This window comes from Pseudoalteromonas sp. L1, assembly GCF_021728095.1.
Lineage (GTDB): Bacteria > Pseudomonadota > Gammaproteobacteria > Enterobacterales > Alteromonadaceae > Pseudoalteromonas.
The window spans coordinates 582,992-605,470 of the sequence record NZ_JAKKCT010000003.1 but is presented as its reverse complement, the minus strand read 5'-3'; the positions used below and the strand labels follow the sequence as shown (position 1 = coordinate 605,470).

Here is a 22,479-nt window from a genome sequence, read left to right as displayed (position 1 = left end):
AGCTGATGTTCGCGCGAAATAAATTTCACGCCTAGGGTGAGCCGTTTTGACTTAGAGTTTAAAATTTACGGCTTAAAGCTTTTAATTAACGTGTTGGTTTTTGCTCCGCCTCAAATTTTAACCCACGGGCTATTCCCCCTAAGTAAGGGGGGGTTACATTTTAAGTGGACACCTGTTGCGCAACACGCTACACTTTGGCAATGATCAAGACATTCAAACATAAAGGCTTGAAAAAGTTCTTCGAGACTGGAAGCAAAGCAGGGATTCAAGCCAAACACGAGCGCCGTTTGAGAATGCAACTAGCCGCTATAGATACCGCTTCGATTATTGAAGATATCGACTTACCCGGATTTAAGTTGCACCCATTAAAAGGCAATCGAGATGGTGTTTGGTCAATAACTGTAAATGGTAATTGGCGAGTAACATTTGAATTCAAAGATGGTAACGCCTACATATTAAACTACGAGGATTATCACTAATGACTATGCATAATCCACCGCATCCGGGTGAATTTATTTCCGATGTATATATGGAGCCTTTCGGTTACAGCTGTAGATTTGTCGCGAAACAGTTGGATGTCTCACCTTCAACTCTTAACAGAGTCCTTAAGGGGCAGAGCTCTATTACTCCTGAAATGGCATTAAGATTATCTAAGGCTTTGGGTAGAAGCCCTGAAAGTTGGCTATCGATGCAGGATAATTACAATCTTTGGCAAGCTAAACAAAACGTTAACCTTACCAAGGTACACCCTATTAGTTTTGCAGTGGCATAATGAGAATAATCACAAGCTTGCTGCTACTTTGGCTGTTCACCTGAAATTTTTTGTGTGTTATTTATAAGAAATAAGCCATCGCGCGAAATAAATTTCACGCCTACGGTGAGGTATTTTTGACTTAGTGATCAAGCTTGGAGCTGGTGGCTTTCGCTTTGCTTAGACCAACCTACAAAGTTACAACAAAAAAGCGCAAGCAGTTTGACTGGTTGCGCTTTTTAATGATTCGATATGCGAATGATTAGTGGAGAATGCGTGCTCTGATTGTACCTTCAACGGCACTTAGTTCTTTGAGGGCTACTTCAGAGTGGTCGGTATCTACATCGATGACCACGTAACCAATCGCTTCGTCAGTTTGTAAGTACTGGGCGGCGATGTTGATGCCGTGCTGTGCAAACGCTTGGTTAATTTGCGTTAGAACACCAGGGCGGTTGTGGTGCACGTGTAATAAGCGGCTACGGTTTGCAAGCTCAGGCAGTGATACTTCAGGGAAGTTAACCGCCGTAATGGTTGAACCATTATCTGAGTACTTAGCGAGTTTACCAGCTACTTCAATACCGATATTTTCCTGCGCTTCTTGTGTTGAACCACCAATGTGTGGCGTTAAAATCACGTTGTCGAACTCGCGCAGTGGTGATACAAATTCTTCATCATTTGATTTTGGTTCTACAGGGAACACGTCGATTGCAGCGCCGCTCAGCTTTTTATCACGTAGTGATTCTGCTAGTGCATCGATATCAACAACTGTACCGCGAGACGCATTGATTAAGATGGCACCTTGTTTCATTACTTCAAGCTCTGCCATACCAATAAGGTTCTTCGTTTGCGGTGTTTCTGGTACGTGTAAGCTAATCACATCGGCACGTTGTAATAACTGAGTGAGGTTATGAACTTGTGTTGCATTACCCAGTGTTAGCTTGTCTTCAATATCGTAAAACTCAACGTTCATACCGATGTTTTCAGCCATGATCCCTAGCTGTGTACCAATGTGGCCGTAACCAATAATACCTAATGTTTTACCACGAGCTTCGAATGAACCGTTGGCAGATTTTAACCAACCGCCACGGTGCGCGAGAGCATTACGCTCTGGAATACCGCGAAGGAGTAATAAAATTTCACCTAGTACTAATTCTGCAACAGAACGGGTGTTTGAGAATGGTGCGTTAAATACCGCAATACCACGCTCACGGGCGCCTTGCAGATCGACTTGGTTAGTACCGATACAGAAGCAGCCGATTGCCACGAGCTTATCAGCTGCTTCTAATACCGCTTCATTAATATGAGTGCGAGAACGAAGTCCTACAAAGTGCACATCTTTAATGCGCTCAATGAGCTCGTCTTCAGGTAAGGAGGTTTTTACGTAATCAATATTACTGTAGCCATTACGCTTAAGCGTTTCGACAGCACTTTGATGCACGCCTTCCAGCAAGAGAATTTTAATTTTGTCTTTTGCTAACGATACCTTACTCATATCCTCATTCCTATTTACTTGATTTGCGGCCCATTTTTGGTGCCGATAATGACTTTATCTGCACCGCGATGGGCAAATAAGCCGTTTGTTACTACACCCACAATCTGGTTGATTGTTAGTTCTAATTCTTTGGCATTGCTGATATCTAAATTGTGTACGTCTAAAATGACGTTACCGTTATCTGTTACAACACCTTCACGGTAAACAGGGTCCCCGCCTAGTTTTACGAGCTCACGAGCTACATAGCTGCGTGCCATTGGGATCACTTCAACCGGTAGTGGAAAAGCCCCTAATGTTGTAACTTCTTTAGATTCATCAACAATACAAACAAATTGTTTTGCGACTGCTGAAACGATTTTTTCACGTGTCAGCGCTGCACCACCGCCTTTGAGCATTTCGTTGTGTGGGTTGATTTCGTCTGCGCCATCAACATACACATCAAGGCTTGATACCTCGTTTAGTTCAAACACTTCAATACCCAGTGCTTTTAACTTTTCAGTTGAAGCCTCAGAGCTTGAAACTGCACCAATAAGGGTGTCTTTTACAGTACCCAGTGCATCAATAAAATGATTGACTGTTGAGCCTGTACCTACACCAACAATGGTGTTTTCATTTACAAACTCGAGAGCTGCCCAGGCAGCGGCTTTTTTTAATTCATCTTGCGTCATAATTATGTGCTCAGTTAGCTGTCAGAGAGGGCCTATAGTATACAAATAGTTTGCTTACCATTGGTAGATTTTCTCTGGGGTTATAATGTGTTTTAACGGTACATCCCACGATTCAATCGGCAATGCTGAAACATGCTGACATTGATGGGCAAGGCCTATCAAAATCGGTTTTTGCCAGTTTTCTTGGTAATACCGTGCCAACGTTTTGTCATAAAACCCACCGCCCATTCCTAAACGGTTACCTTGATCATCGAATGCCACTAATGGCATAAGTAAAATATCAAGCTTGTCTAAAGGACATATTTGACTGCAATTCAACTTGGGCTCCAAGATACCATAGCGGTTTGCTGTCATGGGTGAATTTTCTTCATACCTCTGAAAGTACAAAGTTGTGCCATTGAAGGGGTGAATTATAGGCAGATATAAGTGCTGTTCTTGCATCCATAATTCTTTAATTAACAATGAGGTGTCTAGTTCGCCATCATTGCTGAAATAAATGCCGATATGGGCATTTTTAGCGGGTTTTAGTGATTTCAGGTGTTGAGTAAAATTCACTTTTAGCGCAATTGCTGCATTTTTTTGTTGTTCAACAGTCAGTGAATTGCGCTTTTTTCGAATGGATTGTCTAATTTCTGCTCGCGTGTTGCTCATGTCAATATAGGTGTTAACTTTCTAAAAAAGAGAAAAACTCAGGAAAAAGCTCTACAACGCCAAGAATAGCTAATAACAAAATCACCATGGCGATGAGTGAATAAAGTAGTGTATTAGAACGTTTTTTAGCGGGCTCTGTTAACTCTTCTTCCAGCAGTAAGTCATCTTCTTGCCAGCTATCGTCGCTATCTTGTGGATTGGTACTCTCACTCTCAGGCAAACGTTGTTCTAGATCATCAAGCTTTTCTTCAAGGCGAATAAGGCTGCTTGTAATGTAATCTAAGGCATCAAAAATGCGTTCATCGCGTTGTTTAGCCTCAAGACTTGCATTCGTTTGTTGATTAACTTGGCTTTGATTGACTGGCTGGAGCTTTGCTTTAATCCCCACGCTTGCTAATAGCTTCGCTTGCTTTAATGCTTTTTCTTGTTCGCTAGGGGCAAAGAGTGGTTTATGTTCAAAAAGAGCGGCTACTTTATCTGTATTTGTTTTTAATTTTGCTGCAAGTTGCTCAGTAGCATGTGCTTGATCAACACCGGCTTCTAGCCCTGCAAACATCACACGAAATTTTTCAGCCATGTTGTGATTATCCAATTCCTTAAATCAATGACTTGAGTATATACCCAAATAGATTAGTGGATAAACAAAAGCCCGTGTAAAACGGGCTTTTTCTTTCTAAATGAGTCATCGTCTAGTTAGTACTTAGCTGCTTTGCCTTCAGCTGGTAGTGATTTAAGGATAAACTCACGTAAGTCATTATTTGATGACTCTAAATCAGCATGACGTAAATACATCATGTGACCACTGCGGTAGCCTTTAAAGCTTAGGCGGTCTTTCATTTTGCCGCTCGGGTCTAATTGCCACATTGTGTATTTAGCATCAAAGTAATTGGTTGCACCATCGTAGTAACCTGATTGGATCATTACATTTAAGTATGGGTTTTGCGCCATCGCTAAACGTAAATTTTCACCTGTGTTATTACCAGTACGATCCCAAGGGTGAACATTGCCAAATAGGTTATATTTGATATCTGTTTTGTAGTTAAGCTCTTCACGTAGGTAATAGTTAATTGCTGGCGTGAATGAGTGCAACCATGAGGTAAGCTCTGCCCAGTAATCAGGTGATTCACCTGCATCACGTTTATCAATACCTAAATAACGAGAATCTAAACGACCTACCGTTTGACCGCGCTCGCGTAATAGCTCTTTCCAGAAGAAGTTAGTTGGAATATCAAGGTTGTTTTGCTCAACAAACTTTTCAGATAAACCTGCGTATTTTGCTGCTTGCTTGATGATTGCGCGTTTTTCATCGGCAGCCAAGAAGCCACCTTTAGCAATTGCTGGTAAGAACTTATTAACGGTAAACTCTTCAACTTCAGGCAGTAACTCATCTAAGTCTTTTGCTTGTAGGTCTGCGCTGAGGGCTTTGTGGTACCAAGCCGTTGCGGCAAAGTACGGTAGACGATTTGCAGCTTCTACAGGACCTTCGCGTTTAATACCAATTTCAGTTGGTGATACTAAAATAACGCCGTTGATGTACATCCATTGGCGGTTTTGTAATTCGTGAGCAAGGCCTGAAACGCGAGTTGTACCATAGCTTTCACCAATTAAGAACTTAGGTGAGCGCCAGCGCTCGTTGCGTGACACAAAGGTATTTAACCACTCTGCTAAGTATTTGATGTCGGCGTTTACACCAAAAAACATTTTTTGTTGGTCAGCTTTGCTTGGTAACTCACCTTTATCGTTTTCAAGAACGCGAGAGTAACCCGTGTTTACGGGGTTGATATAAACAATATCAGCGACATCTAAAATTGAATATGGGTTATCTTTTACGCCATAGGGCTGAATTGGGTAGCCTTCGTCATCAATTTTTAATACGCGAGGTCCAGTATAGGCAAGGTGCATCCACACTGACGCAGAGCCAGGGCCGCCATTAAATGAAAAAACCAATGGGCGTTTTGTTCTGTCGTCTACTTTATCGCGGGTATAATAAGTATATTGCAGCGTTGCAACCGCATTACCTTGCTCATCCCAAACTGGTTGGGTACCTGTTGTTGCAGTATAAGAGAAGCGCTCACCGTTAATACGTGCTTTATGTTCTGTAACAACACTGCTGTCGACGTCTATGCGTCGTTCATTATCAGCAAAGCTGGGTGTGCTGAAGGTCAGAGTTAGGGCTGTTACTGACAAGCCAATAAAACTAACTAGTTTCATGTTGATTCCTTATTATTCGAGTTGCTGCTATTAAAGAGAAAAGCTCGCTTGAAGACAAACTATTGAGACTAGTGACCAATAATAGCTGTTAAATAGGAAGATTCTGTAAACTGCGCGGTTAATTACAAAAAAGTACTTTTTAATAAAGATATTTTGCTTAATCATTTAGCTAGATTAAAAAATAACGTATATTTGGCATGTTGGTAATTTGTGTACATGTGCATAGAAAAGAGAAGTTGCAATGCAAAGAGTGTTAGTTGTTGAAGACAGTAAAGTAGTACAGCAAGTGTTACGTCACTTATCTGCCCACTATTTAGATGTGGATGTCGACTTTGCATGGTCTTTGCAGGAAGGCATAGATTTAATCGCTGAGCATGACTACACCCTCGCTTTAGTTGACTTAACACTGCCTGATGCGATGAACGGTGAAGTGGCTAAATATACCTTATCAAAGAATATTCCTACCGTTGTGTTAACGTCTAAAATTGATGAATACATTCGTCAACAAATGCTAGAACTTGGTGTGGTTGATTATGTTGTTAAAGATAATCGTGACTCATACCACTATGCCATTAAACTTGTTGCACAATTACTCAGAAACCATGGTTCAAAGGCACTTGTTGCCGATGATTCGGTATTAAGCCGCACCTTGATGAAGCAAATGCTAGAAAAGCAGCTTTTTAATGTAAGTGATGCCCATGATGGTGAGCAAGCATTGCAAATGCTCAAAGATGATCCTGAAATTAAGCTGCTACTCACTGACTATGCAATGCCAACGATGGATGGTTTTGAGCTTGTTAAAGCAGTGCGTAATTTTCGAGGCCGTGATGACTTAGCTATTATTGGTTTATCAGGCGCAGGTAAGCACGGTTTATCGGCACGTTTTATCAAGTACGGTGCCAATGACTTTTTGACCAAGCCATTTATGAATGAAGAGTTTCATTGCCGTGTAATGCAGACGATGGAACAGCTTGCCCTAATCGCAGACATTAAAGAAAGTGCATACAGAGATCACTTAACTGGGCTTCATAACCGCCGTTATTTTTATCAATACGCCGAGAAAATCCTAAAGAAAACCGAACAAGAGAATGTGCTTGCATTACTCGATATTGATTTTTTCAAAACTATTAACGATCAGTTTGGTCACGAAGCGGGTGATCATGCATTAAAGCAAGTAACAAGCTTTTTAAAAAGCAAGTTTGACGACTTCACAATTGCTCGCATTGGTGGGGAAGAATTTGCAGTTGTGTTAGACAACATGGATCTTGAAAAAGCAGAGGCAAGGCTAAATAGTTTCAGAGAACAACTTGCAGAGCACCAGTTTTCAATTAATGGCGAACCTTATTCACTTACTATCAGCATTGGTATGACTGCATTTCAACATGTCTCACTCACAGCTGCAATGCGCTTAGCTGATAAAGCTTTATATCAAGCTAAACAGCAACAGCGTAACTGCGTAGTACGTTTATAGCACCAATACGCAATAAAACTTAATCATTTTGAGAGATTAAAACTGTTTCTAATTGATTGAAAAATAATTACTTTACGGCTGCATGGATGCAGAGCAATTACCAAGCATAATTAAATAACGAAATGTTTGCTTTGCTATAATCAAGGTTTCATTGCTTGAATTGCACCAGTGCTGGTTAATTGTTAAAAAAATGCACCCTTGTGGTGCATTTTTTTTGTTTGTAAGTGGCTGATTGTATTTAAATCATTGAAAATAAATAATAAAAAATAGTGGCACAAAGGTTGGATTGTTAAAGCCAACAGGATAACAATAAGCGTCCGAAGGGGGCCACTATGAAAATGATTAGTGCAATAATAAAGCCATTCAAACTTGATGATGTGCGTGAAGCATTGGCTGATTTAGGCATTGAGGGGATGACAGTTGTCGACGTTAAAGGCTTTGGCCGCCAACGTGGACATACTGAACTATACCGTGGAGCTGAATACCAAGTCGATTTTATTCCTAAAATTAAACTTGAAATTGCAACTCGTAGCGAAAATTGTCAACGCGTTGTTGAAACCATCACGAAAATTGCTTCAACAGGCAAAATTGGTGACGGCAAAATTTTTGTTTACGACCTAGACCAAATCGTCCGTATTCGTACCGGCGAACTTGATGAAGAAGCAATTTAAGGGGGATTTATGGAAAACACGATTGTAGAGTTGAAGTTCTCACTCGACACTTTTTACTTTTTGATGTCGGGTGTTTTAGTCATGTGGATGGCTGCCGGTTTTGCGATGCTTGAGGCGGGTTTAGTTCGTGCAAAAAATACAACAGAAATACTCACTAAAAACGTAGCACTTTTCTCGATCGCCTGCACCATGTTCTTACTTGTGGGTTATAACATCATGTATGTTGATAACGCAGAAGGTGGTTTTGTTCCTTCTTTTGGTGCGTTAATTGGTACGCAAGCAGCTGATGCAAATCACTCATTAGAGTCTGATTTCTTCTTCCAAGTTGTATTCGTTGCTACAGCTATGTCTATTGTATCTGGTGCTGTTGCTGAGCGTATGAAGTTATGGGCATTTTTGATCTTTACTGTTGTAATGACAGGTTTCATTTACCCGATTGAAGGCTATTGGACTTGGGGCGCAGGCTTTTTATCTGAAATGGGCTTTGTTGACTTTGCAGGTTCTGCAATTGTTCACGGTGCAGGTGCTGCGGCAGCGCTAGCAGGTGTGCTTTTCCTTGGGGCTCGTAAAGGTAAATACGGTAAAAATGGTGAAATTTACCCAATTCCTGGTTCTAACTTACCACTTGCCACATTAGGCACATTAATCCTTTGGATGGGTTGGTTTGGCTTTAACGGTGGTTCACAGCTGCTTGTTTCTGACGCTGAAAATGCAACAGCTGTGGGTAAAATTTTCTTAAACACTAACGCAGCAGCGGCATGTGGTGCTATTGCAGCACTGTTCGTATGTAAAGTGCTTTGGGGGAAAGCTGATTTAACTATGGTACTAAACGGTGCGTTAGCAGGCCTTGTCACTATTACGGCTGAGCCAGCTTCACCAACACCATTACTTGCTTGTCTATTAGGTCTACTAGGCGGTTCACTGGTTGTATTTAGTATTGTTGCACTTGATAAAGCAAAAATCGATGACCCTGTCGGTGCGATTTCTGTACACGGTGTATGTGGTGCATTAGGTATCATGTTAGTACCACTTTCAAACTCAGATGCAACCTTCGTTAATCAATTAATTGGCTTGGTGTGTATCTTAGGGTTTGTGTTTATCGCGTCATCAATCGTATGGGCAATTCTGAAAAATACCATGGGTATCCGTGTTACCGAAGAAGAAGAATTAAACGGTATGGATCAACATGACTGTGGTATTGATGCTTACCCTGAGTTTGTATCAGTGCGTAGTAACTAATTTTAGTGCGTGCTTAAGCACGCACATACAATAATCATTGTGTGTTCAAATCAAAGCTCTACTCAGGTAGGGCTTTTTTGCATTCAAAATAAGTGTTTTCTTATAGGCGATTTCAACAATATTGACTATGCTCAAATAACTTAATCAACAAGGGAATACTATGGATAACAAACTGTTATTAATTATTTTGTCATTGTTTTTACCACCTGTGGCTGTGTTTTTAAAAGCCGGTGTTGGTAAAGATTTAGTTATTAATATTATTTTATGCTTTATATTTTTTATACCTGCGGTTATTCACTCGCTTTGGTTATGTACCCGCTAATCGAGTTTAAGTGACTGTTAATTTTACAGGTGATAGAATTGAGGCTGATTACACCTGTAAAATTAACTGACCAATAGCGAACTCAATGGCTGATAAAAAAACTCCTGCTAAAAAAACGCCAGCAAAGAAAACGGCGTCCACTAAACGAACGACTAAAAAACGCAAAACCTCTTCGAATACGACAGTAAAGTCGCGTATTTTTCGTAAAACGTGGTCAATTTTTTGGAAGTTATCCTTAGCTGTTGTGATTGCGATGGTGCTGTATCTTATTTATTTAGATGCAAAAATAACGCGTCAATTTGAGGGCAATAAGTGGCAGTTACCTGCGCAGGTATACGCGCGAGCAATGAGCTTTTACCCAGGGCAGTTTTTATCACAGCAAGAAGTTCTTTGGGAGCTTAACAGATTAAACTACTCTTCAGTTAATAAGCTTAGTCGTACAGGGCAGTATGTTAAGTCATCTAACAGCATTAAAGTGTATCGCCGCGAATTTGAATTTTACGATGGGCTTGAAGATGCTCGTGTTATTGAGCTTCGTTTTTCAGGAAAAAAATTAGCAACTATTAAGGATAAATTTGGTCGACGCTTAAATTCTGCGCGTTTGGAGCCTGTGCAAATTGCGCGAATTGGTAATGATTCGAACCAAGATCGTGAATTCGTTCCACTTGATAAGTTTCCTGCAATGTTAAAAGACACCTTGCTGGTGGTTGAAGACAGAGATTTTTATCAGCACCACGGTGTGTCGGTATGGTCTATTATGCGTGCCCTATACAGTAATATCAAAGCGGGAAGAACAGTGCAGGGAGGAAGTACCTTAACACAACAGCTCGCTAAAAATATTTACTTAACACGTGAACGCTCTCTTGTTCGTAAGTTTAATGAAGCACTTATCGCATTGATATTAGACTACCGCTATAGCAAAGATGAAATTTTAGAAGCCTATTTAAATGAAGTATACCTAGGGCAATCATACAATCAGGGTGTTCACGGTATGGGGCTTGCCGCTGAATTCTACTTTTCTAAACCTGTGGATGAGCTAGAGTATGACCAAATTGCGTTACTGGTTGCTATGGTTAAAGGCCCATCGTACTACAACCCACGCCGTTACAGTGAACGTGCGATGGAGCGTCGCGATTTAGTACTGCGCTTAATGGTCGAAAACAACTTAATAAATACACGTGAGTATCGCGCATCGTTAAAGCGTCCAATTGATATTTCACCTATGAAAGATAGCCTACAGAAGTCGTATCCTGGTTATTTAGAGTTAGTTAATCGCGAATTAAAGCGTTTGTTACCTGACCAGCAAGTATTGGATGCTGGCGTGCGTGTCTTCACTTATTTCGACTTACAAAAACAAACTGCAATGGAAAAATCGGTTGAGGCAAGCTTACCTTACCTTGAAAGACGTCCTAAAACCGAAGAATTAGAAGCCGCGATGATCTCGGTTAACGTTGAAAAAGGCGGCGTGTCAGCTTTAGTTGCCGGTCGCGATGTTCGCTATTTTGGTTTCAATCGAGTATTAGATACTAAGCGCAATATTGGCTCATTAGTAAAGCCTGCTGTTTATTTGAGTGCTTTTGAAAGCGGCAAATTCAACCTTGCATCTTTGGTTGATGACTCTCCTCTAAGAGTAACGAATGAGCAAGGAAAAATTTGGCAGCCAGAGAATTTTGATAGGCAATTTAGAGGCATGATGCCGCTTTATAAGGCATTTAGTAATAGTATCAATATACCTGCGGTAAATACTGGGTTAGATGTAGGGGTCGATACAGTTGCAACGACCTTGAAGCGATTAGGAGTTGAAGGAAGCATCGATGAATACCCATCACTACTACTTGGGGCATTGGAGTTGTCTAGCTTTGAAGTCGCTCAACTTTATACAACACTTGCTGCTGATGGTCAGTATCGTGAGCTAACATCAATTTCTGCACTGACTGATTCGGTAGGTAAAGTACTTTATAAGCATAATGTTGAATCACAAAAGCGATTTGATGAAGCATCGGTTTATATGACCAAATATGCGATGAAGCGAGTAACTAAAGATGGCACAGCAAAACGTTTAAATGCCCACTTTCCATCGATTCAGTTAGCGGGTAAAACGGGCACAAGTAATGACTTACGAGATAGCTGGTTTGCAGGTTTTGACCAAAATACAGTAACCGTTGCTTGGATTGGTCGAGACGATAATAAAAATACCGGCCTGACGGGGAGTGTTGGTGCGTTAGAAACCTATATTCGTTATTTAAAACCGCTTAACCCTGAAGCCATTGCAGATACTCGTCCAGCTTCTATTCGATGGGCGTTCATAAATGAAGAAACAGGTCTGCAAGCACCACCTGGCTGCGGCAAAGTGGTGCAACTGCCTATTCGAGCTAGTGAGTTTGAGCCTCGTCCGAGTTGTCGACGCTAAATGCTTTCATTGCATCGTTAAGTTGCTCAGCAAGCGCGGTTAAATCGTGTGCGCTTGCTGAGGCATTTTTTGATGATTTAAGCGTCTCTTCGGCTAAACAGCTTACCCGCTTGGCATCATTTAAAGCATCTTGTGTTGCACTCGTTTGTTCACCAACTAACTGCGCGATTTGTTCACCATGTTGACTGATTTCATCCATCGTATTTACGGCTGCAACTAAACTTGCTTTTGTTTGGTTAGCGGATGCTGCCCCTTGCTCCATTTTTTCGACACTTTGCTGCATTTTCTGCTGTGTTAACTGCAATGCATTTTGTAATGAAGCGATAATATCGTGTATTTCCTTTGTTTGTAGCTGAGTTCGCCCTGCCAATGTTCTAACCTCATCAGCGACAACAGCGAACCCTCGTCCTTGCTCGCCGGCTCTTGCAGCTTCGATCGCAGCATTTAAGGCTAAAAGGTTTGTTTGTTCAGCTATGTCGCTAATTCCTTTGCTTACTTGGCTAATATTTGAGGTGTCTTGCGCTAATGAATCCAGAGCCTTTAACCCTTGGTTAAACTCTTGTTGTAATTGTGCGATATGTTGCGCTAACTCCTCGCTATTTTTTGCGCTGTTTTGAACCTGTTTGGCAGCGCTATTGGCGAGAAAAACGGCGTGCGAGGCAGTTTTTTCAACATGCTCTGCCGATTGGCTCATGTTATCTAGTGAGTCATTAATAGCGCTAATGCTTTGTTGTTGCTCAGTAACATCATTGGTCGTTTTATTGCGGCTTTCAAATACGTGCTGAGTGGTACTTCTTACTGAGTGAGTGGTTTTTTGAGCATTATTGATAAGCGCCGTAAACGATTTTAGTAAATCATTGAATAGTAAGCTTATTGAGTTGAGCTCATCCTTGCCTTTTAAATCTAATCGCACGCCTAAATTACCTGTTGCAGCCTCTGTTGCTGCGCGAGAAAACTGCTTTAAAGTATCGACTAATGAGCGGTAAAACCCCATCATCAAATAACTTGCTATAAATAGGCTGATTAAAGCGGCAATGATAACCACAAGACGGGTCATACGTTGCTGTTTTAATTGCGCTAATATCATTGCCGATAAAGCCGGTTCACTGTGGGTAATAAAGTGATTAATTTTACTATTAATATTTACTTTTAAATTTGCAAGCTGCTGCCGTGTAAGTGCAATTTCATCCGGCTCAAGCAGGTCTTGGTTTAATGCTATAAAAAGTGCATTGATACTGCTTGAAAGTTGCGTTGCGGGTTCTGTTAGGGTGTTTTTGAGTTCTTCGTTTGCATTTAAAGATGTATTTAAACTCATTAAAAACTGTGACTCTAACTGCGGCAGTGCTTTAACTTGGTTGGATAACGTAATAAACGTACTCGGCGAAAACTGCCCATTAGATATCACGGTTTCTGCACTTTGTATGGTTTTATTTAAATGTGTGATAAGAGGCGGTAGAGCGGTTACTAATGTGCGATTTAAGTAGCTACTACTGAGCTCATTTACAATAGCAAGTTGTGACTCAATCGAGACTATCTCTAAAATATTGTCGTCACCAGTGGCTGTATTCGCAAAATCTGCTTGTTGGGCAATACTGATATTATCAGCTTGATTTGCAGTGAGTAAATTAGCGAGTAATTGAGGATATATTTGAACCCCTTGATTTTGTTTTTGTGATATTTCAATTCCTTTACTTAAAACGCTTAGTAAAAAAAATAAACTTAAACAAAGAGGAAAAATTAAAATGCTAAACATTAGCGACATTTTTGCTTTGTAACTTAATTGTCCCATTAACAAAACAGCAGGTTTAATTAGATTATTCACAGATACACCCAGTTAGAAATTATATTAGGAGTAGACCTGTGATTGCGTTGTTTTTATTCATAAAAAAAGCCCTTGCGGGCTTTTTTGTCTAATTATATTTTATAGCTTCGCGAATGCGCGTTCTGCCGCTGCTATGGTGTCGCTAATTTCTTGCTCTGAATGCTCTGCACATACAAAGCCTGCTTCAAATGCTGAAGGAGCAAGGTAAACGCCTTCTTCAAGCATTAAGTGGAAGAACTTTTTGAAGCGCTCTAAATCACACTCAGTGGCTTGTTGATAGCTCGTTACTTTTTCTTTGTCAGTAAAGAAGAAGCCGTACATACCGCCAGCGTAGTTTGTTGTAAGTGCAATGCCTGCTTTTTTGGCAGCGGCTTCAAAGCCTTCACAAATTGCTTTGCTCTTTGCTTCAAGTTCATCGTGTAGGCCTTCAGCACTTAAAAGCTCTAAAGATTTTAAGCCTGCAGCCATGGCAATTGGGTTACCTGATAACGTACCCGCTTGATAAACTGGCCCTACTGGTGCGATGTAATCCATGATTTCTTTCTTACCACCAAATGCACCGACTGGCATACCGCCACCGATCACTTTACCTAAACATGTGAGGTCTGGTTTGATGTTGTAGTAAGCTTGCGCGCCGCCTAAAGCAACACGGAAACCAGTCATTACTTCATCAAAAATAAGTACTGATTTGTATTCATCACACACCTCACGCAAACCTTCTAAGAAGCCAGGTACAGGAGGAATGCAGTTCATGTTGCCGGCAACTGGCTCAACGATGATACAAGCAATGTCGTCAGCGTATTTTGCGAAAATTGCTTTTACTTCATCAAGGTTGTTAAACGACACAGTTAAGGTGTGCTTAGCAAAATCTTCAGGAATACCTGGTGAATTCGGTACGCCCATAGTCAGCGCACCTGAGCCTGCTTTTACTAGTAGCGAGTCGGCATGACCATGATAACAGCCTTCAAACTTTAAGATTTTGTCACGGCCAGTGAAACCACGGGCTAAGCGAATTGCACTCATTGTTGCTTCAGTACCTGAGCTTACCATACGTACTTTTTCGATTGATGGTACAAGCTCTTTTACTTTTTCGGCCATTAAGATTTCAGTTTCTGTTGGCGCACCATAGCTTAAGCCATTTTCAACGGCTTCTAATACCGCTTGTTTAATAGCTGGGTGGTTATGGCCCATGATCATGGGTCCCCATGAACCAACGTAATCGATATAACGGTTACCATCAGCATCAAAGGTAAAAGGGCCTTCTGCTTTAGTGATGAATAAAGGAGTACCGCCAACGCCATTGAAGGCACGAACTGGTGAGTTAACACCGCCTGGGATTGATTCTTGCGCGCGATTAAAAAGATCTTGGCTAATTGTCATGAATAGTCCTATTGGGTTGTCACGTTAAATGAGTTGGTTTGCAAGGGCTCAAAGAGCCCAGAATGAAGCGTATTAGCTATTACGCTTACGGCTAAACCAAGGCACGTCGACTTCATATTGCTCAACTTTGTCGGCAACATCTAAGGTTAGAGCAAACAACGCCATGCGAATTAACACACCGTTTTGAACTTGGCGGAAAATTGCTAGGTTGTCGTTGCTATTTAAATCGTTATCAAGCTCGTTTGCTTCTAAACGGCTGTCACGAGGTAGTGGGTGCATCAGTACAGAGTTTGGCTTACAGTGTGCGTTGTAAATTGCTTGGCTGATACGAAAACCACCACGGTATTTGTTCGCTTCTTCTTGTGAAGGGAAGCGCTCTTCTTGGATACGGGTTTGATACACAATATCGGCCGCCAAGTTGCCTTCCATTTTATCAACGACTTGAATTTTATGACCTGCGTTATCAACAGCATCTAAAATGTAGTCTGGCATTTGTAAGCCATCAGGTGCCACCATAGAGAACTTCACGTCTTTATAATGGCACAGTAATTTAGATAAAGAGTGCACAGTACGGCCATATTTTAAATCACCCACTAGGGCAATATGCATACCGTCGATACCTTGGTTGAAACGGCCAAGTTCACGTTCAATCGTTAATAAGTCAAGTAAGGCTTGAGTTGGGTGTTCATTTGCGCCGTCACCACCATTGATGACAGGTACATCACAACCGGTTGCAAACTCCGCAACTGATCCTGAATCAGGGTGACGCATCGCAACGGCATCAGCATATGCTGAGATAACGCGTGCGGTGTCATATAACGATTCGCCTTTGGCTAAAGCTGAGCTTTGCATGCCCGTTGTTTCGCGAACCAAACCACCCAGTAAGTTAAATGCCGTACCGAAGCTTACGCGAGTACGTGTACTTGGTTCAAAGAATAGGTTTGCTAAAATAGCGCCTTCTAATACATTGGTGCGCTTTTGCTTTTTAGCATAAGGCTCCATCTTTTTAGCAACTGCAAAAATACGTTCAATACAATCGCGGTCAAGCTGATTAACCGACAGAATATTTTCACCTTGGAAACTTAACATGGGGCTGTTCCTAATCACATTTATTAAGGCGCCGGCTCTCTATATGGGAGGCCGCATAAATTTGCGCCGTACTATAGCAAATTTTTAGCGTACACAGCAGCAAATTATAAGCTAGGTTTGATAATTGCTAGTGCGACTATTGCTAATAGAATAAGTACTGGGACTTCATTAAAAATACGATAAAAACGATCGCTGCGAGTATTACGATCATGTTTAAAGTCAGCCAGTAATTTGAAACAGTAGCCATGATAGATATAGAGGATAATCACTAACACGAGTTTGTAGTGCAGCCACATACTGTATCTAAACCAATCTCGGCCATATTCAAAAATGGTCAGTACGCCAAACACGAGTGTTAAAACGGCAAACGGCGTCACAAAAAACAGTAAACGGCGCTCCATTACTTTTAGCATCGAGTTGCAGGCTTTTTCTTCACTCATTGCGTGGTATACAAACAAGCGAGGAAGATAAAAAATCCCCGCAAACCAAGCAATCATAAAAAATATATGAAAAGTTTTGTAAACTAATAGCGCGCTCATTGTTGTGTCCATTTTTAGTTGTTATAGCAAGCTGTTACGTATGGTAAGGATATGCCTGATTTGATCCCAACGCAAAAGCCCCATAATTTGCTGGTTATCCAGTAGGTTATAAATATATACAGCGCCACTACGTTTATCTTTTAATAGATCAAATGCATCGGCAAGTGTTGCTTGGCTACTTAAACCATTCAAACTGACATACTTTATATTACTACTTTGGTCAGACATTAGGCTTAAGTCATACTCTGCAAGGCGATAGCCATTTTCATCATCATGAACAATCAATGGCGTTTGACTATCCAAAGCGTCTAATGACTCTTTTATTTGCTCTTTATCATCGCTGTATAGCAGTTTAAATTGCTCATCCATTTCTTCCATTACTCCAACCTTTTGTAGCGCTTCGGTTGCTGGGGATATTTGATATTCAAGCCCTTGAAAGTCTAGTTGCTGCATAAAGATAGAACGATTGCCAAAAAATTGCAGAGCAGTAACATACGCAGAAGAAATGACTAACATAGCAGGAACAATAATTTCTGGACTAGATGTAAGCTCCATCACCGTTGTTAGTGCTGCAAGAGGGGCGTGCAGGGTGGCCGCTAATAAGCCAGCCATGCCAAGCATGCTATAGGTACCCGCAATATCAGTTCCAGGGCTTATAAATTGGGCAAAAAATGCCATTAAGGTACCCATTAATACGCCTAAACCAATCACGGGGCCAATAATACCGCCTGGGATCCCCAGACCAATTGCAAATAATGTGGCAAGTAATTTAGCGATTAAAATTGTTGTTAAAAATTGCACATCATCAGGGGATTCAATGGCAATAGTGATAGCACTCATACCAGAGCCCATTGCATGAGGCACCATGTAGGCGATTAGCCCTGCAATTAAGCCTGCAAGTAATAAGCGAGGAAACATACTTAGCGGTTTAAAAGTGCGAATAATCAACATTAAATTTTGATTAAATGCATAAGCGACTGCACCTAGTGCCATGCCAAAAATAATTAAAAAAGGATAGTGCCAGCCACTAAGCGGGTTCATAGTGATAAGTGCAAGTTCCGATGCGTCACCAAAGACAAATTGAGTGGCAAGGGCACCTGTAACCGCTGCGAGCATAATAGGCACAAAAATATGTACTTTGTATTCTCTTAGCACTACTTCCATTACAAAAATAACGGCAGCAAGCGGGGTATTAAACGAGGCGGCAATGCCCGCAGCAACACCACAGCCGCTGAGTGTGCGCATGGCATTATGGGGTAAATGTAGTTTATCTGCTAATAAGCTTGCACCGGTTGCCCCCATATGAACAGAAGGGCCTTCTCGGCCAACAGAAAAACCACTGATTAGAGCCAGTGCCCCACCAACAAATTGATTGACTGTGTTATACAGTGGCATATGACCATAATGCTTTTTTATACGGTGGATAACGAAAGGAATACCTAAACGGTAATGTTTAAAACCCGTTAGTGCTGCAAATAAAGCGATGACTAAGGCAGCACCAATAGGAAGAAGTACGCGCTCTAGCGTGTCTAAGGTAGAGAAGTCATCGGGCTTTTCCAAAAAAAGACTTTGAAAAAACATAATTGTGAGGCGGAATAATATAATCAGTACTGCCGCAATTAATCCTGCGCAAACTCCTAGTAAGCACAATTGCACAGATGTTTTAGGCTTTGCTAGACGACGCCTCAGCGTTTCAAGCCACATGCATTTTTCCTCACCGCACCTTAGAGCCGCAAGTTTAGCAAATCAAATTCACTAAGTCCTTGTGATTTTGCAAAATTATCTTCTTTAAACGGATGTATAAAGTTACGGGGTATTCATCGTGGTTTTTTTAAGTGAACAATCTCGCTTTTGTTTATACATTTGCTCATCGGCTTTTTTAAGGAGTTCATCGAGAGATTTAGCATCGTCTGGATAGACTGCATAACCTACACTTGCACCTACTTGTAAATAACCTACTTCACAGGCTATGGGTGTTTCTATAGCATTGATTAGTCTAGTAAGAGCACGATTTATTTGTTCTTTATTTTCAATATCTGTGATGACTACAACAAACTCATCACCACCGATACGGGCTGTACAATCTGTTTTTCGCGCAGTTTCTTGTAATCGTTTTGCGATCTCTACAAGTACAAAATCACCTATTAAATGACCATAGGTATCGTTAATAGGTTTAAATTTATCAAGATCAAAGTATAAACAGCCTACTTTTGTGCCTGTTCGTTCTATACGAGCAAACTCATGCTTTAGGAATTTACTTAATGCACTGCGGTTAGCTAAACCTGTGAGGTGATCAGTTTGAGCTAGTTGTCTGATCTTTTGCTCAGCTAAAACTCGTTTGGTGATATCAAAATTAACACCAATCATTCGGTTTCCGTAGATTCTACCATCGGCATTTATATAACGAATTTGTCCACTGGGAAGAACAATCTGAAATTCAGCATGAAATTCCTCATTATTGAGCACCGCTAGTTTAAGTTTATTTGTAACGGCTTCGTATTCATCAGGGTGAAGCGTATTAGCCCATGCGGCATAATTACCATTAAACTGAGATTTAGGGATCTCAAACAGGGTGTGCATCCAGTCATCCCATATCAGTTCGTTGGTTTCAAAGTTCCACTCCCAAATACCTATGTGGGCTGCATCTGCGGCCATTGCCATGCGTTGGTGTAAGTTTTCAAGTTCGGTTTTAGCTTGCTCAAGCTCAGTGACGTCTTCTGAAACATCGAGCAGATACTGTGCTTTACCATGGCTATCTTTAATAGAGAGCTTACGGGTGCGAAGGTAGTGAGTTCGGCCATCAATTGTAATAGGCTTTTCATCAACTGTGAGAATATCACTACTTGTGAGTACATCGCGATCTGTTTGCGCATAACTTAGTGCGTCTTCATTATTAAAAATGTCAAAATCGTTGAGGCCTATCAATTGCTCTTTTGTTTTTCCTAATAGTTGCTCGCCAGCCTTATTTACATGACTAAATGTTAAGTGTTTAGCTTCTTTCACAAACAACATGATAGGTAGGTTATCGAATATGGTTTGGGTGAATGCTTCTTGGTTGTGGATGTCACTCAAATCTTTAATTGTGGCAACGTACGGACCCATATCTTTGTTGCCTATTGAGCTGATTGTCATGGTAATTGGAAATGCGCTTTGGTTCGCTCTAAGAGCATTTAATAATCTGCTTTTACTAAAGCTATTTGATTGCTGGAGCGTTGTTGATTCGGTGTTTAAGATTAGCTCGAGTTCAGCTGATTTATCTGCGATAAGTGTATAGATGTGCTTACCGATTAACTCATTTGGTTGATAGCCAAAAACAGGTAAAACAGCAGGGTTAGCAAATTCGATGATACCTGTGCTATCAAAGCTAATCACAACATCTTGGACTGTATTTAGTACCGCTTTTAGTTTAGCTGAGAGCAAGCTTCTCGCTCTAAGTTCCACAACACTCAGTACTAAAAGGCTTAACACCAATAGTACAGAAATAACAAGCTGAGCAAGCGTTGAACTATCGTGATTTGTAACATAAACAGTTTGCTCAGTTGTATAGACCGACATAGAGATCATACCGATATAATGCATACCGGAAATAGCGCTACCCATAATAACAGCAACGAGCATATTCATGCGTACTTGATGTGTTTTTTGGGCTTGTCGGAGGTCATTTATTTTTAGAGCAATGCCAGAAAGAATGATTGCTACAAAAATTGATAATGAAAACAACCTTGGCTCATAAGCCATATGAGCGGGCATCATCATTGCCATCATACCAACAAAGTGCATACTGCCAATCCCAGCTCCCATAAGAACACTTCGAAAAATAAGTCCTTTTATGTTGCTCAGTGAAGTTGAAAGCACGATATAACTGGCAAACACACTTGGCAGTACTGATACCAAGGTGATTGTGGTGTTGTACTCTACGTTTATCGGTAATCTATAAGCAAGCATACCTATAAAATGCATGCCCCAAATACCGATACCCAAAAAGCAGGCCGCCATTATCGTCCATACTAAACTTTCATTTTTAAGGTGTGAGCTTTTGATTCGAGCAGAAAGTAAAAAAGAAACATAAGAGGCGAAAACGGCAGTAAGAACTGAGGCTATAACAAGCAAAACATCGTACTGTGCAGGGATTATTTGCGCACTATCTAAGTCAGAGTTTATGAAATGAAGCCTTAAATGGTCAATCACTATGATGATCCCTCACCGCTTACTTTAAATAATTAAAAAGTCGTACAAATTAACATTAGTTCAATGCAGATAGCTTAGCCAATGCGTACCTGAAAATACTTTTCAGCCGACAGTCGATACTTGATTAAAATACTCGGGTATTAGATAATTACAGTATTATAGATTTTGAGGGGTTTGGTATGTCTGAAGAGTTGCCAATTAAGTTCAGTGACGCAGCTGCTGTTCGTGTTAAACAGTTAATTGAAGAAGAAGAAAATCCAGATCTAAAACTACGTGTTTATGTAACAGGTGGTGGGTGTTCGGGTTTCCAATATGGTTTTACTTTTGATGAAAAAGCCAACCCTGGTGATTTAGAAATTGTAAAGAATGGCGTTACTTTAGTCATTGATCCTATGAGTATTCAGTATTTGGTTGATGGGACGGTCGACTACACTGAAGGACTTGAAGGGGCACGTTTTTTTGTAAACAACCCCAACGCTACAACAACCTGTGGATGCGGAGCTAGTTTCAGCGTTTAACCGATTATATGAAAAGCCACGTGATGTGGCTTTTTTATTGCCTTTATTTCTACACCATCCTGCCTTTATTCTTAGTGCAGATCTTAGCAATGGCTTTGGCTTTTCCCTTAGAAAAACTTTTTAAAATGAAAACAGCGTTAGTAGCAACGCTCTCCTTTTGTATATGACGATACAGTGAAGCTGGGTTTCGTTAATAAGTATTATTGGCAGGGGGAGGCTTATTAATGTTAGCCCTACTAGCTTTGAGTAACCTGAATCATTAATAAGAAAAAGCCTAATACCAGTGCAGAGGCGATTAAAATATACATGAATCCTCTTTTTCCTTGTTTAATTGGTATACGATTTTGCTTTAAAAATAGGTACCAGATGACACATAGTACAATTGGCAACAAAAATAATATTCGGAACATTTTCTAGCCTTTTTCAGTATTTACGTACACTTTAAGCATAAGTATGCAATTTTAAAAGCTATATTTTATATTTAACACGGTTCCAATTGATCAATTTTTTGGTACAGTTAAATAACTAATTATAGAGCATCTGCTTTAATTTTAGCTTTAAAACTAGACTTGCCAAGCAAAGCAGTCTATACCTGAAACGTGGACATTTGTATAATTATTAATTCACAGAAAAAATTATTAGTATATAATGTGTCCAAGAGTGAGACGGGCAAAATTTCACTCTTTAATTAATTAACTCAAATCATCTAGTAGGAGATGTATTTTTATGATGGGTAAAACAGTTTCTTCTGACGAAAACTCAAAACTAACGAAGTGGCTTAAAACAAAACGCCATGAGAAAGGCCATACAATGCGCAGCCTTGCTCAAGTTTTAGGAACGCCACATTCATTCATTGGTAAAATTGAAAACCAAGAACGTCGTTTAGATGTTATTGAGTTTATGCGTTACTGTGATGCTTTGGAAGTAGACCCATACGAAGGTCTTAACCTATTAAAAGACGCTTAATTTGCTGTTACTAATACATTTTTAGTAATACAATTAGTGCATGGATGCACTAAATAGTCATCCTCACTTTTCGGTAAATACCAATCACACC

Annotated in this window: 20 protein-coding genes; 9 read left to right on the top strand and 11 right to left on the bottom strand. The window is 40.6% G+C overall.

The window, feature by feature from the left end; genetic code table 11:
• Positions 1-200: 200 nt before the first annotated feature.
• Both L3V38_RS12835 and L3V38_RS12830 read left to right on the top strand, forming a co-directional pair.
• Complete coding sequence (locus L3V38_RS12835) at positions 201-479, top strand: type II toxin-antitoxin system RelE/ParE family toxin (RefSeq protein WP_054554252.1); 279 nt, start codon at positions 201-203, stop codon at positions 477-479.
• The gene (locus L3V38_RS12830; protein ID WP_054554253.1) at positions 479-772 is read left to right on the top strand and encodes a HigA family addiction module antitoxin; all 294 of its coding nucleotides are present in this window, start codon (positions 479-481) and stop codon (positions 770-772) included. The genes L3V38_RS12835 and L3V38_RS12830 overlap by 1 nt, the downstream gene beginning before the upstream one ends.
• Positions 773-1,013: 241 nt before the next feature.
• On the opposite strand, the gene serA is transcribed toward L3V38_RS12830, so the two are convergent.
• From serA to L3V38_RS12805, 5 genes are all read right to left on the bottom strand, one after another.
• On the bottom strand, positions 1,014-2,243 hold the full coding sequence (gene serA / locus L3V38_RS12825; RefSeq protein ID WP_130151005.1) for a phosphoglycerate dehydrogenase: 1,230 nt from the start codon (positions 2,241-2,243) through the stop codon (positions 1,014-1,016).
• 14 nt (positions 2,244-2,257) lie between these two features.
• Positions 2,258-2,911, bottom strand: a complete 654-nt coding sequence (gene rpiA / locus L3V38_RS12820) for a ribose-5-phosphate isomerase RpiA (protein WP_237119645.1) — start codon at positions 2,909-2,911, stop codon at positions 2,258-2,260.
• 54 nt (positions 2,912-2,965) lie between these two features.
• Positions 2,966-3,562, bottom strand: a complete 597-nt coding sequence (locus L3V38_RS12815) for a 5-formyltetrahydrofolate cyclo-ligase (protein WP_237119644.1) — start codon at positions 3,560-3,562, stop codon at positions 2,966-2,968.
• 13 nt (positions 3,563-3,575) lie between these two features.
• Complete coding sequence (locus L3V38_RS12810; protein WP_237119643.1) at positions 3,576-4,139, bottom strand: hypothetical protein; 564 nt, start codon at positions 4,137-4,139, stop codon at positions 3,576-3,578.
• A 116-nt stretch (positions 4,140-4,255) separates the two neighbouring features.
• Entirely contained in the window at positions 4,256-5,773 is a 1,518-nt protein-coding gene (locus tag L3V38_RS12805) for a carboxypeptidase (RefSeq protein WP_062570246.1), read from the bottom strand.
• A 241-nt stretch (positions 5,774-6,014) separates the two neighbouring features.
• On the opposite strand from L3V38_RS12805, the gene L3V38_RS12800 reads away from it, so the two are divergent.
• The 5 genes from L3V38_RS12800 to mrcB all read left to right on the top strand — a co-directional run bounded on the left by L3V38_RS12800 (position 6,015) and on the right by mrcB (position 11,886).
• A complete protein-coding gene (locus L3V38_RS12800) occupies positions 6,015-7,244 on the top strand; it encodes a response regulator (protein ID WP_130151010.1) in 1,230 nt (409 codons plus the stop codon).
• 332 nt (positions 7,245-7,576) lie between these two features.
• A complete protein-coding gene (locus tag L3V38_RS12795; protein WP_054554260.1) occupies positions 7,577-7,915 on the top strand; it encodes a P-II family nitrogen regulator in 339 nt (112 codons plus the stop codon).
• A 9-nt stretch (positions 7,916-7,924) separates the two neighbouring features.
• Positions 7,925-9,154: an ammonium transporter gene (locus tag L3V38_RS12790; RefSeq protein WP_062570248.1), complete on the top strand. Its 1,230-nt coding sequence runs from the start codon at positions 7,925-7,927 to the stop codon at positions 9,152-9,154.
• Between the two features lie 160 nt (positions 9,155-9,314).
• Positions 9,315-9,476 (top strand): YqaE/Pmp3 family membrane protein, encoded by a 162-nt coding sequence (locus tag L3V38_RS12785; RefSeq protein ID WP_083515349.1) that lies wholly within the window; start codon positions 9,315-9,317, stop codon positions 9,474-9,476.
• A gap of 85 nt (positions 9,477-9,561) precedes the next feature.
• Positions 9,562-11,886 (top strand): penicillin-binding protein 1B, encoded by a 2,325-nt coding sequence (gene mrcB / locus L3V38_RS12780; protein ID WP_130151011.1) that lies wholly within the window; start codon positions 9,562-9,564, stop codon positions 11,884-11,886.
• On the opposite strand, the gene L3V38_RS20275 is transcribed toward mrcB, so the two are convergent.
• From L3V38_RS20275 to L3V38_RS12750, 6 genes are all read right to left on the bottom strand, one after another.
• Positions 11,849-13,708, bottom strand: a complete 1,860-nt coding sequence (locus L3V38_RS20275) for a methyl-accepting chemotaxis protein (protein WP_237119642.1) — start codon at positions 13,706-13,708, stop codon at positions 11,849-11,851. The two genes, mrcB and L3V38_RS20275, sit on opposite strands and share 38 nt — an antisense overlap.
• 99 nt (positions 13,709-13,807) lie before the next feature.
• Complete coding sequence (hemL, locus tag L3V38_RS12770) at positions 13,808-15,088, bottom strand: glutamate-1-semialdehyde 2,1-aminomutase (RefSeq protein WP_237119641.1); 1,281 nt, start codon at positions 15,086-15,088, stop codon at positions 13,808-13,810.
• 72 nt (positions 15,089-15,160) lie between these two features.
• Positions 15,161-16,177, bottom strand: coding sequence for an aspartate carbamoyltransferase (locus L3V38_RS12765; RefSeq protein WP_237119640.1), 1,017 nt, complete (start codon positions 16,175-16,177; stop codon positions 15,161-15,163).
• 104 nt (positions 16,178-16,281) lie between these two features.
• On the bottom strand, positions 16,282-16,716 hold the full coding sequence (locus L3V38_RS12760) for a CopD family protein (RefSeq protein ID WP_237119639.1): 435 nt from the start codon (positions 16,714-16,716) through the stop codon (positions 16,282-16,284).
• 21 nt (positions 16,717-16,737) lie between these two features.
• Positions 16,738-18,420 carry a chloride channel protein gene (locus L3V38_RS12755; RefSeq protein ID WP_062570254.1) on the bottom strand — a complete coding sequence of 561 codons (1,683 nt, stop codon included), beginning with the start codon at positions 18,418-18,420 and terminating at the stop codon, positions 16,738-16,740.
• 102 nt (positions 18,421-18,522) lie between these two features.
• Positions 18,523-20,904, bottom strand: a complete 2,382-nt coding sequence (locus L3V38_RS12750) for a diguanylate cyclase (protein WP_237119638.1) — start codon at positions 20,902-20,904, stop codon at positions 18,523-18,525.
• Between the two features lie 179 nt (positions 20,905-21,083).
• Here L3V38_RS12750 and erpA point away from each other — a divergent pair, with 179 nt between their 5' ends.
• Complete coding sequence (erpA, locus tag L3V38_RS12745) at positions 21,084-21,422, top strand: iron-sulfur cluster insertion protein ErpA (RefSeq protein ID WP_062570256.1); 339 nt, start codon at positions 21,084-21,086, stop codon at positions 21,420-21,422.
• A 726-nt stretch (positions 21,423-22,148) separates the two neighbouring features.
• Complete coding sequence (locus L3V38_RS12740; RefSeq protein ID WP_130151017.1) at positions 22,149-22,388, top strand: helix-turn-helix transcriptional regulator; 240 nt, start codon at positions 22,149-22,151, stop codon at positions 22,386-22,388.
• Positions 22,389-22,479 lie beyond the last annotated feature (91 nt).